The organism is Microcoleus vaginatus FACHB-2002, assembly GCF_040004035.1.
In the GTDB taxonomy this organism is placed as follows: Bacteria; Cyanobacteriota; Cyanobacteriia; order Cyanobacteriales; family Microcoleaceae; genus Microcoleus; species Microcoleus vaginatus_C.
The window spans coordinates 1-14617 of sequence record NZ_JAMPLN010000068.1 but is presented as its reverse complement, the minus strand read 5'-3'; the positions used below and the strand labels follow the sequence as shown (position 1 = coordinate 14617).

Annotated in this window: 11 protein-coding genes and 1 pseudogene; 7 read left to right on the top strand and 5 right to left on the bottom strand. The window is 43.9% G+C overall.

The genetic code is table 11. The features are described from left to right. Positions 1 to 187: hypothetical protein (locus NDI35_RS28960; RefSeq protein ID WP_445311230.1), on the bottom strand; the 187-nt coding region annotated here is incomplete at its 3' end. 79 nt (positions 188 to 266) lie between these two features. Next, entirely contained in the window at positions 267 to 3080 is a 2814-nt protein-coding gene (locus NDI35_RS28955; protein ID WP_445315717.1) for a valine--tRNA ligase, read from the bottom strand. Between the two features lie 156 nt (positions 3081 to 3236). On the opposite strand from NDI35_RS28955, the gene NDI35_RS28950 reads away from it, so the two are divergent. Further along, complete coding sequence (locus NDI35_RS28950) at positions 3237 to 3581, top strand: hypothetical protein (RefSeq protein WP_445315716.1); 345 nt, start codon at positions 3237 to 3239, stop codon at positions 3579 to 3581. 271 nt (positions 3582 to 3852) lie between these two features. Here NDI35_RS28950 and NDI35_RS28945 read toward each other — a convergent pair whose 3' ends face one another. Next, the gene (locus tag NDI35_RS28945; RefSeq protein ID WP_445315715.1) at positions 3853 to 5505 is read right to left on the bottom strand and encodes an FAD-dependent oxidoreductase; all 1653 of its coding nucleotides are present in this window, start codon (positions 5503 to 5505) and stop codon (positions 3853 to 3855) included. A gap of 58 nt (positions 5506 to 5563) precedes the next feature. On the opposite strand from NDI35_RS28945, the gene NDI35_RS28940 reads away from it, so the two are divergent. The 5 genes from NDI35_RS28940 to NDI35_RS28920 all read left to right on the top strand — a co-directional run bounded on the left by NDI35_RS28940 (position 5564) and on the right by NDI35_RS28920 (position 11311). Continuing rightward, complete coding sequence (locus NDI35_RS28940; protein WP_445315714.1) at positions 5564 to 5731, top strand: hypothetical protein; 168 nt, start codon at positions 5564 to 5566, stop codon at positions 5729 to 5731. Between the two features lie 103 nt (positions 5732 to 5834). Then, positions 5835 to 7952 carry a GNAT family N-acetyltransferase gene (locus NDI35_RS28935; protein WP_445315713.1) on the top strand — a complete coding sequence of 706 codons (2118 nt, stop codon included), beginning with the start codon at positions 5835 to 5837 and terminating at the stop codon, positions 7950 to 7952. Positions 7953 to 7969: 17 nt separating this feature from the next. Continuing rightward, positions 7970 to 8401 (top strand): ASCH domain-containing protein, encoded by a 432-nt coding sequence (locus tag NDI35_RS28930; protein WP_445315712.1) that lies wholly within the window; start codon positions 7970 to 7972, stop codon positions 8399 to 8401. 52 nt (positions 8402 to 8453) lie between these two features. Next, positions 8454 to 10058: an McrB family protein gene (locus NDI35_RS28925; protein WP_445315711.1), complete on the top strand. Its 1605-nt coding sequence runs from the start codon at positions 8454 to 8456 to the stop codon at positions 10056 to 10058. Between the two features lie 56 nt (positions 10059 to 10114). After that, positions 10115 to 11311 carry an McrC family protein gene (locus tag NDI35_RS28920; protein WP_445315710.1) on the top strand — a complete coding sequence of 399 codons (1197 nt, stop codon included), beginning with the start codon at positions 10115 to 10117 and terminating at the stop codon, positions 11309 to 11311. Positions 11312 to 11402: 91 nt separating this feature from the next. On the opposite strand, the gene NDI35_RS28915 is transcribed toward NDI35_RS28920, so the two are convergent. Next, positions 11403 to 12407 (bottom strand): phosphoribulokinase, encoded by a 1005-nt coding sequence (locus NDI35_RS28915; RefSeq protein WP_333056675.1) that lies wholly within the window; start codon positions 12405 to 12407, stop codon positions 11403 to 11405. A 587-nt stretch (positions 12408 to 12994) separates the two neighbouring features. On the opposite strand from NDI35_RS28915, the gene cpcD/petH reads away from it, so the two are divergent. Further along, a complete protein-coding gene (cpcD/petH, locus tag NDI35_RS28910) occupies positions 12995 to 14200 on the top strand; it encodes a bifunctional rod-capping linker CpcD/ferredoxin--NADP reductase PetH (protein ID WP_445315709.1) in 1206 nt (401 codons plus the stop codon). Between the two features lie 96 nt (positions 14201 to 14296). Here cpcD/petH and NDI35_RS28905 read toward each other — a convergent pair. After that, positions 14297 to 14401, bottom strand: a pseudogene (locus NDI35_RS28905) (IS630 family transposase); the annotation flags it as partial. Between the last annotated feature and the right edge of the window lie 216 nt (positions 14402 to 14617).

Sequence of the window (14617 nt, the reverse complement as noted above, 5' to 3'; positions counted from 1 at the left end):
ACCCATTTGTCGCTACGAGCGACCGATGATCGGTACGAGCGACCGATGATCGGTACGAGCGACTGATTGTCGGTACGAGCGACTGATTGTCGGTACGAGCGACTGATTGTCGGCTCAATCGCCTGATTGTCGGTATGATCGAATCAATGACGTGGCGATCGACCGTCCTCACTCTTTTAAGATACAAGGGGCGGGTTTTACCAACAATAATTGCCTGAAACTAACTATCTTGTAAACCCGCCCCGGCAACAGTCAACAGTCAACTCTTAAAACAACTTTAGCCGATCGCGCAAAATCTCCGCTTGTTTTTCGGCTTCCGCCAAAGCATCCCTCGCCCCCTGAACCACATCAGGAGTAGCCTTATCCACAAACTTCTGATTAGTCAAGCGCGCCGCAGTATGCTTAATTTCAGCTTCCACCTTGCTCAACTTCTTCTCTAATTTAGCACGCAAAGCCGCCAAATCCACCACCCCAGCCAGAGGAATCAATACTTGCACAGTACCGACAACCCCAGCAATTGTCTGTCCCAAATCTGCATCCACACTAGCCGTAACTGTCAGATTTTCGACTTTTGCCAAATCCTGAATGTAAACGCCTCCATCTGAGATTATTTGGCGTTCTTTCTCGCTTTCGCTTTGCAAAATCGCCGTCACCTTCACACTGGGTTTGATATCAGCATCGGCCCGCAAATTGCGAACTGTGCGAATAGTACCGAACAACAACTCAAACTGCTGTTCCAAATCAGCATCAATTAGCGAGGAATCCGCTTCAGGATAAGCTTGCAAAGCCAAACATTGATCATCACCTGTTTGAGTCAGAGTGTGCCAAATTTCCTCAGTAATGTGTGGCATAAAAGGATGCAGCAGTTTCAGAATCCCTTCCAAGACAAAAGCAAAAGTTTGCTGTGCCACTTTCTTAGAATTTGGTTCAGCATCCTGTTGCAAGCGAGACTTGACTAACTCAATATACCAGTCACAGAAATCGCCCCAAATAAACTCATAAAGTCCCTTAGCAGCTTCTCCCAAACCGTAATTTTCCAAACAATGGCGACTTTGTTGCACAACTTGATTGTAGCGAGAAAGAATCCAGCGATCGCACAATTCCAACCCTTCCTCTCTCCCCCCCTCAACAAGGGAATCTTCTTCTCTCCCCCCCTCAACAAGGGAATCTTCTTCTCTCCCCCCCTTAGTAAGGGGGGGTTGGGGGGGGTAAGGAATTCCCAACTGCTGCGGCGTCTGTCCCTCCAAATTCATCATCACAAACCTGGCCGCATTCCACAACTTATTCGTGAAATTCCGCGAAGCTTCCACCGATTTCGATTCATCAGTTTTGCGATCGTACTCCATGCGAATATTTTGACCTGCCCCTACCACTTCCTTAACCAAGGTGTAGCGCAAAGCATCAGTACCGTACTTACCAATCAACAGCAGCGGATCGATACCGTTGTTTTTACTCTTAGACATTTTCTGACCGTTTTCATCCAACACCAAACCGTGAATGTAAACAGTATCAAAAGGCATCTTTTCAGTAAAATGTCCTGCCATCATCGTCATTCTAGCCACCCAGAAAAAGATGATATCAAAACCTGTAACCAAAGTAGTTGTCGGATAGTAAAACTCCAAATCTTTAGTTTCGTCCGGCCATCCTAAAGTTGAGAAAGGCCACAACCCGGAAGAAAACCAAGTATCCAATACGTCTGGATCTCTTGCTAACTCTACGTCATTACCAAATTTAGCCGTAGCTTTTTCCTTAGCTTCAGCTTCAGTTTTCGCCACGACAAACGGCGTTGTATCAGTGATTTCGCCCTGGGTTTCGCTAACAGCATACCACGCCGGGATTTGGTGTCCCCACCACAATTGTCGGGAGATACACCAATCCTTCAGCTTCACCAGCCAATCGCGATAAACCTTTGTCCATCTGTCAGGAACAAAGACTGGTGAGTTACTTTGATCTAATGCTTCTAAAGCGCGTTGAGAAAGAGGATCTATCTTGACAAACCATTGCGTAGATATCAAAGGTTCGACCGGAACTTTGCCGCGTTCGCTGTAGGGAACAGTATGCTTATAATCTTCTATTTTAACCAAAACCCCGTCAGTTTCTAACCGCTGCACCACATTTTTCCGGGCAACAAATCGGTCTTGTCCCTGGAACTCTCCGGCATTTTCATTTAAAGTGCCGTCTTTATTCATAATGTTAATAAACGGCAAATCGTGACGTTTACCCATCTCGAAGTCATTCGGATCGTGGGCGGGAGTCACCTTGACACAACCTGTTCCGAAAGTCGGATCGACAAACTCATCAGCAATGATTGGGATTTCGCGATTCACGATCGGCAAAGTGACAGTTTTACCGATAAGATGTTTGTAGCGATCGTCCTGTGGATTCACCGCCACCCCAGTATCGCCCAGCATCGTTTCCGGCCGAGTCGTCGCCACCTCCAAATAACCAGAACCGTCCGTCAAAGGATAGCGGAAATGCCATAAATGGCCGTCAACTTCCTGCTGGTCTACCTCCAAATCCGACACAGCAGACTGACTCGCCGGACACCAATTTACCAGGTAATTGCCGCGATAAATCAGCCCCTCGTCGTACAGGCGGACAAACGCTTCTAAAACCGCAGCGGATAAGCCTTCATCCATCGTAAAGCGTTCACGCGACCAATCGACAGACACGCCCAAACTGCGTAATTGATTAGTAATAGTATTGCCCGATTCAGCTTTCCACTCCCAGGCCCGTTCCAAGAATTTTTCTCTGCCTAAATCGTGGCGAGTTTTGCCTTCTGCTTTGAGTTGCTTTTCGAGAATAGTTTGAACGGCGATGCTAGCATGATCCGTTCCCGGCAACCACAGGGTATTGCGTCCAGTCATGCGGTGATAGCGGACGAGGACATCAATCAGCGTCTCTTCAAAAGCGTGTCCCATGTGGAGACTGCCGGTCACGTTGGGCGGCGGGATGACTACGCAGTAAGGTTCGCCGCCTTTTTCGGGGTCAGCTTTGAAGGTTTGGTTGTCTTCCCAGTATTTTTGCCACTTGGCTTCGGTGGCTTGGGGGTCGTATTGCGGGGGTAGGTTTGCGGTCATGGTGGCTTGAGGGTTTTATCTTATTTAGATTGTGCCATAGAAGGGAGGAGAAGAGTTTTGAACCGCATCCGCGTCAGAGGCAGAGGGAAGAGCGATATTCAAGGCGGGGCGGGTTTACGTTAAAATGAAGGTAAAATTAAAAGGTTTGATGGCATTATGAATGTAGCAGCACTTCGACATCAAATCGATCGATGGCTCGATCGACTCTCTCCAGAAAATCTGGCATTAGTTGCGAGTTTTATAGAGTTTCTAAGCCAAAAGCAACGTCAGGGGGTAATCATTTCGCAAAATAATCTGCCAGAGGTTTTCTCAGCAGAAATCCAAGAGATGCCTCCTGCTAATTCTTTTAGTATTTCAGAACCCTCAGAAATTGACGGAGAGGGCCAATCTAAAGCAGCGCTTCTACAAGATTTTCGGCAAGCTTGGCACGAAGCCATGACTGGGCAAACCATTTCGGTTGCTCAAATGTGGGAAGGAATTGAAGAGGTTTCGGCATCTTGAGTGATTAAATTCTTTTAATATCTTATTTGACAGAAATCCCTCATCCAAAACCCGCCTTCTCTCGGAGAAAACCACGATTTTGCAGAGAAACCGGTTTTCTTTTGGTTTTAGTCCTACTGGTAAAACAACTTGCAATAATTAAGAATCGCAATGAATAACAGTTATCAAACTCCAGGAATTGCGTTTTTTGTTCTCAAACTCAAACAAAAATTTCTAGTTTGTAGGCGGGATTTAACATCGTATAGCAACACGGGCGACTGCTATATGTCGATTATTTCACCTCCTTATAATCCACTCCATAACTCGTATCTCTCCCCGACAAATACGTCGTTTTCCCGGTTAAAGTCTCCAGAGTTTTTTTCGTTTCAGCCGAAGTAATCGAATTCAGCGGCACGCCGAACTTGCTAGCCAAACCAGCCGCCACGCCCACACCTTGTCCTTGATAAATATTCACCGTCGCAATTCGCCCGACAGATACCGCCATACCGACATAACCGGACGATCGCCCGACAATGGCTAAATTCTTCACTTTGCTAGCCAAAGCGCTTTCTATGCCGAAATTATAGACTGGTAGCGGCGGAATTCTCGTAGATAAATTCTTGACTCCGCCCCGCATATCGAAATCGTAGGAAAAACTGCCGATCGACTTGGACGCTGCTGTTCCCCCTTTGATAATCTCCTGCCCCGTCAGCGGATCTACCACATCGCGAACGTTCAAACTTTGCCTGATATAAATCTCGTCGGGAATAAATACTCTCACATCTTTACCAGACTTCTTTTGTAGCCAGTGTTGGAGATGTGACATTTCTTTAATCATTTCAGGAGTCGGTTTTCTGCCGTTAGCTTCCATCTTCATGATTTGGTCAACTTGGTATTTAAACAGAAACCCGTTCCAGGACAGCACATTTTTGTTATAAACGCAGACATTGCCCTTATCGAAAAAGAATCCTTTATTTTGGCTAAAGGGCAGATTTCTATCTATGTGATACGCTGCTCCTATAGCTACACTTCTGATGTCGTAGCCGTCTGTATATGGCTGATAAATCGTACTCCAGAAATTTCTCATCCAGAATTTTGTACTAGCCGGATCTTTAGATTTTGTAATGCTTTCTTTAATCTTTTTTACCAAAGGCCGATTGTAGAGAATTTCATCTTCTATTCGGCGGAATTCGGACATCGTTATACCTGTAATTGTCGGAACTACAGAGACTGCTAAAGTTTCATTTTTTGATTTTATATTTTGAGATTCATATCCTGTATAATAAGATAATCCGGCTTTGCGGGCTAATTCTGCGTCTTGAGTTACGTCAATAAAAGAGTTGGCTTTAATTCTTAAGGTGCTGCCTTTTACTTCGGCATATTCGATTTTTTTATCTACGACGTGGGGAGTAAGAGTTGAGTTGGAAATAACTCGGACTTTTGCTGCTGAAAGCATTTGCCTGAGAGCTTGATCTGCCCTTTTTGGGTCTAAGCAAGATTCCCGCGCATTCGCTTTATCTAAGAATTCCTTAAAACATTGGGCGTAGGGTTGGCGGTACCAATCCGGGATTTTATCTAAATCGATGTAAGCTAAACCGCCGCGGGTGAGTAAGCCGCCCAAAGGATCTCTTCCGTAGTTCGATCGCACGATCGCAACTTTGCCCTTTGCGCCTAAAGTTTTCTTAGCCCATATCGCCGCACATATCCCCGGTACTTCATCACCATATACTACTACATCAAACTTTTGCTCCGGTGATTTTTTGGGAACTACCGGAGGCGGGCTGCTGGGTTTTTGCGGCAGATTTCCAGCGTCTAAGGTAGCACTTGCTGGGTCTCTATTTGCGATATAATTTTCTATTTCTCTGAAAACCGGATAATTAAGTAAAAGTTTTAGGGCGGCAAAGATGATTGCAATTGAAGCTAATTTCTTGAAAGTAGAGAGCATTCAGTTGACTCGTTTATAAATTTGCATTACCTGAAAGCACAGTTCAGGGTTGACGGAATTGAATATAGCACGTTTAGATAATTTCGACACAAGTTTAAATTTTCCGGCAACTGTTGTTAGAGGTTTTGCCAGTGTTACTGGTTTGGCAGGGCAATTGATGAGGGTAATGATGGTGGGTGCGATCGTACTTTATGGCTCCCGACTTTCCCAGCCGCTTGTAATGTGATACTGAGAGGGAAGTAAGGGCGAGATAGCCACCCAAATCATTGACTCAGTAGTAAATTTAGATCAAACTGAGGTATGGCGGTAACTTAAGGAGGTACAAAAAAGTGACAGAAGAAACACAGGTGACAATTGAAGAGATTGACGAAACATCCCCCCATTTAGAAACAGTTATAGCCCTAGGTGATGCCAATAAAAAAACTCTGGGTTTTTTTACAGAAGGTGCTTTTCGCGAAAGTGCTAGAGATCGGGTGATACTTATAGCACTCAATCCTCAAAAAAATTGCATTGGCTATCTGCTTTACCGACCAGTGCGTCGCCGCAACATTATTGTTATCGTTCATCTCTGCGTCGATCCTGCATATCGCGGTCGGGGTGTTACTAAACAGCTAGTCAATTCCCTCAGCCAAAAAACTCAGAATTTTTATGGAATTCAACTCAAATGCCGTCGCGATTATGGAATAGACAGAATGTGGGAAACACTGGGCTTTATTCCTCTCAACGATCGACCTGGAAGAAGTAAGGAGGGTAAACTGCTTACTGTTTGGTGGTTGGATCACGGTCATCCAACTATATTTTCTCAAGCTGCTGCACAACAACTTGAGTCTAAAATTTGTGCTGTTATTGATACAAGTATTTTCTTAGAATTACACGGTAATGAAGATATTGCAAGCGCGGAATCCGACTCTCTACTTGCTGACTGGTTACAAGATTATTTGGAATTGTGTATTACCGATGAGATTTTTAAGGCAATAAACGCGATTTCTGATGTCCATCTCAGAAAGCGTAAACGCCTCTTAGGGGATACTTTTACTAAAATCCACTGCGATAGGCAGGCTTTTGAAACAAAATTTAAGTCTCTCAATCGTCTAATTCCCACTATCAATCTTCATGAAATAAACGAAGCATTAGTTCGTCAATTAGCACAAGCTATTGCTGCTGATTACTTAATTTTTTTAACTCGCGACCCCAAAATATTAGCTTTAGCAGATGCCCTCTATGAAAACTTTAGTTTAGCAATTATGACTCCTACAGATTTAATTGTTAAACTGGATGATGTTCGCAGAGATACTCAATATCAACCGATCCGGTTTGTCGGCATACAGAATCTCACCATTCAACTAATTGATAGCAAATTTGATAAGTTACTGTTAACCAACTGTTTTCATGCGGTTGATAGAGCCGAGAAAATAGCCGATTTTCAGAGAAATATGCGCCAGATAATTGCGAATCCCGATAAATTTAAGTGTCATGTCATTTTAGATTCTGAAAATCAACCCCTGGCTTTAATTGCCTATTGCCAACATAAATATCACGAATTAGAAGTTACAATGCTCCGAGTTAAACGCGGTGGTCTAGCAGCGGCACTTGCACGGTACTTACTTTTCCACTCCATATCAGTTTCAGTAAAAGAAGACAGGCAATTTACGAGAATTATTGACCAGCATCTCGATGAAATTGTTATACAAGCCATTCAAGAAGATGCTTTCGTTCGAGTTAAGAATGGGTATTTAAAGGCCAATCCGCCTGTAGCAGAAACAGCAGCAGATATGTCTCAAAAACTGGCAAACCTAGCAAAAATTGGGGAAGAATATAATTTTTGCATGAAAATTGCAGAGACCCTTAACACTCCCGAATTAATTCAAGATATTGGAACGATGGCAGAGCTTGAACGTTGCCTTTGGCCTGCTAAGATTATTGATGCTGACCTGCCTACTTTCATGATTCCCATTCAACCCAGATGGGCAAAAGACTTATTCGATGAAGAGTTAGCTAAGCAGTGCCTTTTTGGATCTAAAATTGAGCTAGCCTTAAAACGGGAACTTGTATATTATAAAAGCAAGTCGGCTAATGGTGGCCTCAGACCGGGTGTTATTGGTAGAATTTTATGGTACGTCAGCTCCAATTCATCATTTACTCTGGGGACAAAAGAGGTTAAAGCTTGCTCTAGACTAGAGGAAGTTATCATAGACAAACCGGAAAAACTCTATCGACAATTTCGCAGCTTAGGAGTCTACGAATTAAAAGATTTAATGACAATAGCCAAAGACGAACCAAACGCAGATATCATGGCGCTCAGATTCAGCCACACTCAGCTTTTCCCTAACCGATTGACATTAAAGAGAATTCAGGGAATACTGGGTAATAAGACAACGGTTCAAAGCGTATTTAGGATTTCAAAAAATAATTTTGGAATAATCTACAAAGAAGGAACCGAGACCTAGAAGGAGGATAATCACCCATGTCAAATATCTTATTATTATCTATTCGTCCCGAGTACGCCAATAAAATATTCGATTGTACAAAAACCGTTGAACTGCGCCGAGTCCGACCTCGACTTTTGAATGAAGGAGATCGAGTGGTAGTCTATGTTTCATCTCCCGAAAAAGCTGTAGTTGGTTCCTTCAAGGTGGATAATATTGTTGAAAAACCCATCACAGAGCTTTGGGAGGAAGTTGAAAAAATAGCAGGAATTAGCCATGAAGACTTTTATGATTATTACCAAGGTGTAAAACTAGGTGTAGGCATCTTTTTAAAAGATATTCATAGGTTTAGTCAGCCAGTAGAGTTACATCGTTTAAGAAACAAGTTACCTAACCTTAAACCGCCACAGAGTTTTAGATACCTGACAGCTAAGCAGTTTAACATTGTCAATTCATTAGGAGAAAGTTAGACAGGAAGTGTTGCTGAAAAATATTAAATAATCGAGAGTTTTTGATAAGAGTATGGAAGCGGAAAAAAAGGCTGAGTTTGTCAAATTATTTCAAGAATTTGTCAATTCATATCCATACACTCCCGATGGGTTGCGTCACACAGCGGCTTACCAGGAGCAGCGTCAGCAGGGGCGTCGAAATTTTGAAGCGATCGCTGCTGCTGCTGAGTCTGGAGAAGATGTGACTGAATCTATAATGTTGAAACTTCTACCTTACGAAGACTCTCCTACTAATCGACAAAGGGGAGCCTGGATTCATATTAATCCGTGCATAATAAAAGGGTTATTATGGAATTCAAACTCGTATAAAAAATTGTCATTAATAGCGCCAGTAAGAATGGCCGAATTAATTTTTTATTTAGTCTGCTGTTGTAACGACGATCCGAGTCAGCTATATTCGGCCTGTAGAGAGTTTTCAGAAGAAATGCGCGTCTCCTTGTTCGGCGAGATAGGAATGCTAACGCCTATCCTCAATGCTCTCCGTCCCGATGAGTTTCTCGCGATTAATGACAAGTCAATACAGGTTATTAACTATTTCGCCAATACTTCGTACAGCAAACAGCTAATAGACTACTCCTATGCTAACTTAACCGGACACAAGCTGATCAAAGAATTAACTAAAGAAATGCACCAGACTGGCGTTCCATCTATCCGAGAGGACGATGTATTTGATATGTTCTGCCACTGGCTTGTAGAGAGAAAAAAATATGACTTTCCTAGTAACGAAGTGCCATCAGTAGATGAGGCAATTGTGTTTGAATACGCTGTAGAAGAAGTAGAGTTGCAACCGGAATATCTTTTGAACCAATGTGCCGCAGAAACTGGCTTTGACGAAACAGAACTAAACCGCTACATACGCGCCATTCACCGCAAGAAACAAGCCATCCTACAAGGCCCGCCCGGAACGGGAAAAACCTTTATAGCCGAAAAACTAGCCAAACACTTAATCGGTGGCGGTGACGGTTTCTCAGACATTATCCAATTTCATCCAGCTTATACCTATGAAGACTTCATCCAAGGCATCCGGCCGCAGAGTCAAAATGACCAATTAACCTATCCCATAGTTCCCGGTAGATTCCTAGAATTTTGCACAAAAGCTGAGTCTCGTCAAGGCACTTGCGTTATCATCATTGATGAAATTAACCGTGCAAATTTATCTCAGGTATTTGGAGAGCTGATGTATTTGCTTGATGACCGCGATCGCACCGTTAAATTAGCCAGTGGCGAACAATTTAGAATACCTAAAAATGTCCGCATTATCGGCACAATGAACACCGCAGACCGTTCTATTGCCTTAGTTGATAATGCACTCCGCCGCCGTTTCGCATTCATTCCCGTCTATCCAAACTATGAAGTGCTGCGACAGTATCACCACAGAGAGGAAACAGGTTTCCCAGTTGATAAATTAACTAGCATTCTAGAAAATGTCAATCGCGCAATTAACAACAAACACTATGAACTAGGCATCTCCTTCTTTTTGACAAAAAACTTAGTTGAAGATATCCAAGATATTTGGCAAATGGAAATTGAGCCATACCTCGAAGAATACTTCTTTGATAATCAGGCAAAAATGGATGAGTTTATCTGGGATAATATCAAGACAAAATTGGGCTATTGACAATCTAACGCCGTCATTAACGCCGATGCAGTGGCGTTACTGCATCCACCACAATTATGAAACCAGAATCCCGCCGAATTATCGAACTTACAGAATATCAATTAGCAACTTTTGAACAAGACTCAATCCCCCAATCAGTCGGACAGGAAATATACCATAATTATGCCAAGGAAATTGAGATAGAATTTCCCAACCCTAAAACAAAATATCAATGGCACTTAAAATCTAAAGGCAGAGTGGGCAACATTCCCATCAGTCCAGAATTTCACATCGCCATCCGCCCCAAGGTTCCCATAAACAACCTCTTCGGAATGCTTGACTATGCCTACAACCTTAAGATAAAATTTCCCCAAGGAGCGATTCAGTGCCAATTTTTAGAAGAAACTTACGAAAAATTAGCTAACCTTCTTGCCCATAAAATTCTAGAACGCTGTCGCAAAGGATTATATCGCGATTACTTATCCAAAACCGAAAGACTCGCCTACATTCGCGGTCGCGTCGATTTGCGGTCAGCCCTGCAAAAACCTTGGGATGTTAAACTAAAATGCCACTATAACGAACAAACAGGCGACATCGAAGACAATCAAATACTCGCTTGGACACTTTTCATCATTGGCCGCAGCGGTTTGTGCGGTGAATCTGTTTCATCCACAGTGCGAAAAGTCTTTCACGCCCTCCAAGGATTTGTTACATTAAAACCTTTTAAATCAAAAGCTTGTATTGATAGAAATTATCACCGTTTGAATCAAGATTATCAACTTTTACACGCCTTATGTCGATTCTTTTTAGATAACACAGGGCCGAGTCACGAAACAGGCGATCGCGAAATGCTCCCTTTTCTCATAGACATGGCCAATTTATATGAACAATTTGTCGCTGAATGGCTCAAAGCAAATACACCAAAAGGCTTTTTTGTCAAACAACAACACCGAGTCACACATGACCAAAACTATTTCGATCGGATTGACTTACTCCTAAGCGATAGTGAAACAAAAAAAATCCAATACGTCCTCGATACAAAATACAAAGCTCCCGATAAAGTAGCCAATAATGACATTCATCAAATAGTTGCTTACGCAAATGCGTTAAAGTGCCAAAATGCAATTCTCGTCTACCCGCAAAACCTCAAACAGCCACTAGATATAAAAAATGACGATATCCGAGTTCGCAGTCTAACTTTTTCCCTAGATAGCGACCTCAATGAAGCCGGAAAAACCTTCTTAAAATCTCTACTTCCAAACACCCTCCCCTAACTCTACTCTGCGCCCTCTGCGCCCTCTGCGGTTCATTTCTCCACAAAAAAAGAGGCGCGATCGCGCCTCTCAAATCTTTCATGTCTGCGTTCTAAACACTCATAGCCACTTTCGCTTCTTTTGCAGTCAACTTCTCGTAAGTCGCCCGCATCTTCAATCCGACTAACACTTGGAACAAACCAGTTCCATTGTTAGAACCAGGATATTCGCGGTGCTGGAGTAACAGGTGAGTTAACTCGCCTTCATACTTCGCAGAAGTCTTGCTCAAATGGCTTTCGATGTAAATAACTTCTTCGAGATTCTCGAATTGACCATCTACTTCCAAAATCGAGACTTCGTGACCGTAGAAAGCATCAGGCCCGTAGTACATCTTAATTCCGGGATAGGAACAAGTCAGCTTGCGGCCGCAAGGAACCCAGTTAATTGTTGAACCTTCGTCAAACAAATACGCAGGCTCAAAATTGGCGATGCCTTCGCGCTGGATCATCTGCACACGCAGAACTTTCCGCTCTTTGTCATCTTTAATCAAGTTGGTCGGCAACACTTGAATTACCACATCAGCATATTGCTTTTGCGGGTCGATGTAGGCGGTAAAGTCCGGTTTGCGAGCATTGATCGCAAACAGCACGTCTTCGTAACGGTGGCCCCGTTCCGCCATGTCGCGCTGGATTTTCCAAGCAATTTTTACCTCGTCGCTGATGTCGAGGTAGACGCTGAAGTCGAGGAGCGATCGAACTCGCTCGTCGTACAGGGGATGCAGCCCCTCAATCACAATCACGTGATTCGGCTCTACCCTTTCGGGCGGGTCGATCATACCGGTTTCGTGGTTGTAGATCGGCTTGTCGATCGCGTGACCTTCTTTGAGCGCCTTCATTTGCTCGGCCATCAGGTCAAAATTGTTCGCTCTGGGGTCCAGGGCTGTAATCCCTGTTTCCTTGCGCTGCTTGCGATCGAGACTGTGATAGTCGTCAAGGCAGATTACAGTCACGAAATCTTCCCCGAACAAATCTGTCAATCGGCGTAAAAAAGTAGATTTTCCGCATCCGGAATCTCCGGCAACGCCAATTAAAACCACGCGATCCGGCTTACTGGTCATAGTTTCCCTCTAACAAAATCACTGTTTACTAACTAACTCAAGTCTAGATTCCACAAAATTTCAGCCCGCAGGTAGCGGCAAGCAGGCTTTGTGCTGCTTTGCTACCCCGAGAGGATCGAGTTCTCACCAGCATACAGCAGTGAGTTGACTGCCTGCCCGGAAAGACCCAAGCAATCTTCAAGGCAAGTAATTAATACTAACTTTAGCGGTTAATCTTACCAGAATGCGTCCGCCCCCTACAAGCTCAACCTCATTAAACTGCTCGAATCTTCCTTTCTCTGGTGGGGCGCTCCCCAAATCAGAAGGACATATCGGGGCAGATCCCCCGATCGGGTAAAATATTGGCAGTACGCAGACAACAATAGCTATAGGTCAACAGCCGAACGCAATAGGGCTCGGTGAGCGCGGCGTTCGGCTAGTAGGGATTTGATACGCGAGCGATCGCAACTTCAACCTTCCCGCCGGCGTGGCGAGGCCCAAAAATTGGCGAGGCCAATTAGTCCCGATGGCCTTAAGAAAAAAGTAAATTGAGTCTAACGTCACATTCTCTTTCTTTATAACTCTGTATCGTGAAGGAAAATCAACCAATGTACAGCCCAAGCATATCTGGTGTGGCGGCCAACTCAGAATCAGGCAGCCGCATCTTTGTTTACGAAGTGGAGGGTATGCGTCAGAGCCAAGCAACTGACCAAATAAGTAACCCGATTCGCCGTAGCGGCAGCGTATTTATCTCCGTGCCGTACGATCGCATGAATCAGGAAATGCGTAGAATTGCTCGCATGGGTGGAAGAATTGTCAGCATCCGCCCTTCAAACAGCGCTCCCGAAACAAATGGCAAAGTCGCACCAGAAGCAGGGCTACAGAGTCAGAAATCTGGAGAAGAAACTAAGCCCATGACTCAAGCCAAGGAAAAAGTTCAGGTTCCTGTTAACCTCTACAAGCCGGCCAATCCCTATATTGGTAAGTGCATTTCTACAGAAGAATTGGTCAGAGAAGGCGGCGAGGGTACAGTCCGTCACGTCAAATTTGACATTTCTGGAGGCAATTTGCACTATCTCGAAGGTCAAAGTATCGGGATTATTCCCGATGGCACAGATAAAAACGGCAAACCTCACAAAATTCGGCTGTATTCGATCGCCTCCACCCGTCACGGAGACGATGTAGACGACAAAACAGTCTCTCTGTGCGTCCGCCGCCTAGAGTACAAAAGCCCAGAAACCGGTGAAAAAGTCTTTGGTGTTTGTTCGACTTTTCTCACCGGTTTGCAACCTGGAGATGATGTCAAAATCACCGGCCCCGTAGGCAAGGAAATGCTGTTACCCGACGACGAAGAAGCCACCATTATTATGATGGCTACCGGTACGGGTATTGCTCCTTTCCGGGCTTATTTGTGGCGGATGTTTAAAGAAAACAATCCAGATTACAAGTTCAGAGGTTTAGCTTGGCTGTTCTTTGGAGTTGCTTACACTCCCAACATTCTCTATAAGGAAGAGTTGGAGCAATTGCAGCGCGAGTTCCCCGATAATTTCCGCTTGACTTATGCCATCAGCCGCGAGCAAAAGAATGTTGACGGCGGCAAGATGTACATTCAAAACCGGATTCAAGAGAACGCAGACCAATTGTGGGAATTGGTTCAAAAACCGAATACTCACACTTATATCTGCGGTTTGAAGGGTATGGAAGGCGGAATTGATGAGGGAATGTCGGCCGCGTCTAGCAAGCACGGTGTTGAGTGGGCTGCCTATCAGAAACAGTTGAAGAAAGAGCACCGTTGGCACGTTGAAACTTATTAATGTGTTACCTGATTTAATCTGATTTGTAGGGTGGGCTTGGCTCGCCCTACAATTGTTTTTAGGGCAATTATAGTTATTTCAAATAAAAATGAGACACTAACTTGCACAATAAGCGCGAATAATCTCATCAAGAGATGTGGCAGAATGCGAATACATTATAGCTCTCTTTAATGCACTAAAATCATGCTCAATATCATTTAACCCACATTCCGCAGATATTCAAGCAGAAGGAAAGGAAGATAAATTCGGGAACACAAAACTCCCAAACGATTGCACGGCAATCGTTTGGGAGTTTTTAGTGTAGAATAGATTTCTGCAGTAAAGCAACTCTAAAAATCATGAACCAGCCATTATCGGGGATAAATATCGTAAATTTAGACCACTTGGGAATAGTAGCCGGGATAATAGATGAAATGG

Bases quoted from the DNA above. Each gene is read 5' to 3' on its own strand.
- NDI35_RS28955 (WP_445315717.1), bottom strand. From the start codon at position 3,080: ATGACCGCAAACCTACCCCCGCAATACGACCCCCAAGCCACCGAAGCC.
- NDI35_RS28950 (WP_445315716.1), top strand. From the start codon at position 3,237: ATGAATGTAGCAGCACTTCGACATCAAATCGATCGATGGCTCGATCGA.
- NDI35_RS28945 (WP_445315715.1), bottom strand. From the start codon at position 5,505: ATGCTCTCTACTTTCAAGAAATTAGCTTCAATTGCAATCATCTTTGCC.
- NDI35_RS28930 (WP_445315712.1), top strand. From the start codon at position 7,970: ATGTCAAATATCTTATTATTATCTATTCGTCCCGAGTACGCCAATAAA.
- NDI35_RS28925 (WP_445315711.1), top strand. From the start codon at position 8,454: ATGGAAGCGGAAAAAAAGGCTGAGTTTGTCAAATTATTTCAAGAATTT.
- NDI35_RS28920 (WP_445315710.1), top strand. From the start codon at position 10,115: ATGAAACCAGAATCCCGCCGAATTATCGAACTTACAGAATATCAATTA.
- NDI35_RS28915 (WP_333056675.1), bottom strand. From the start codon at position 12,407: ATGACCAGTAAGCCGGATCGCGTGGTTTTAATTGGCGTTGCCGGAGAT.
- cpcD/petH (WP_445315709.1), top strand. From the start codon at position 12,995: ATGTACAGCCCAAGCATATCTGGTGTGGCGGCCAACTCAGAATCAGGC.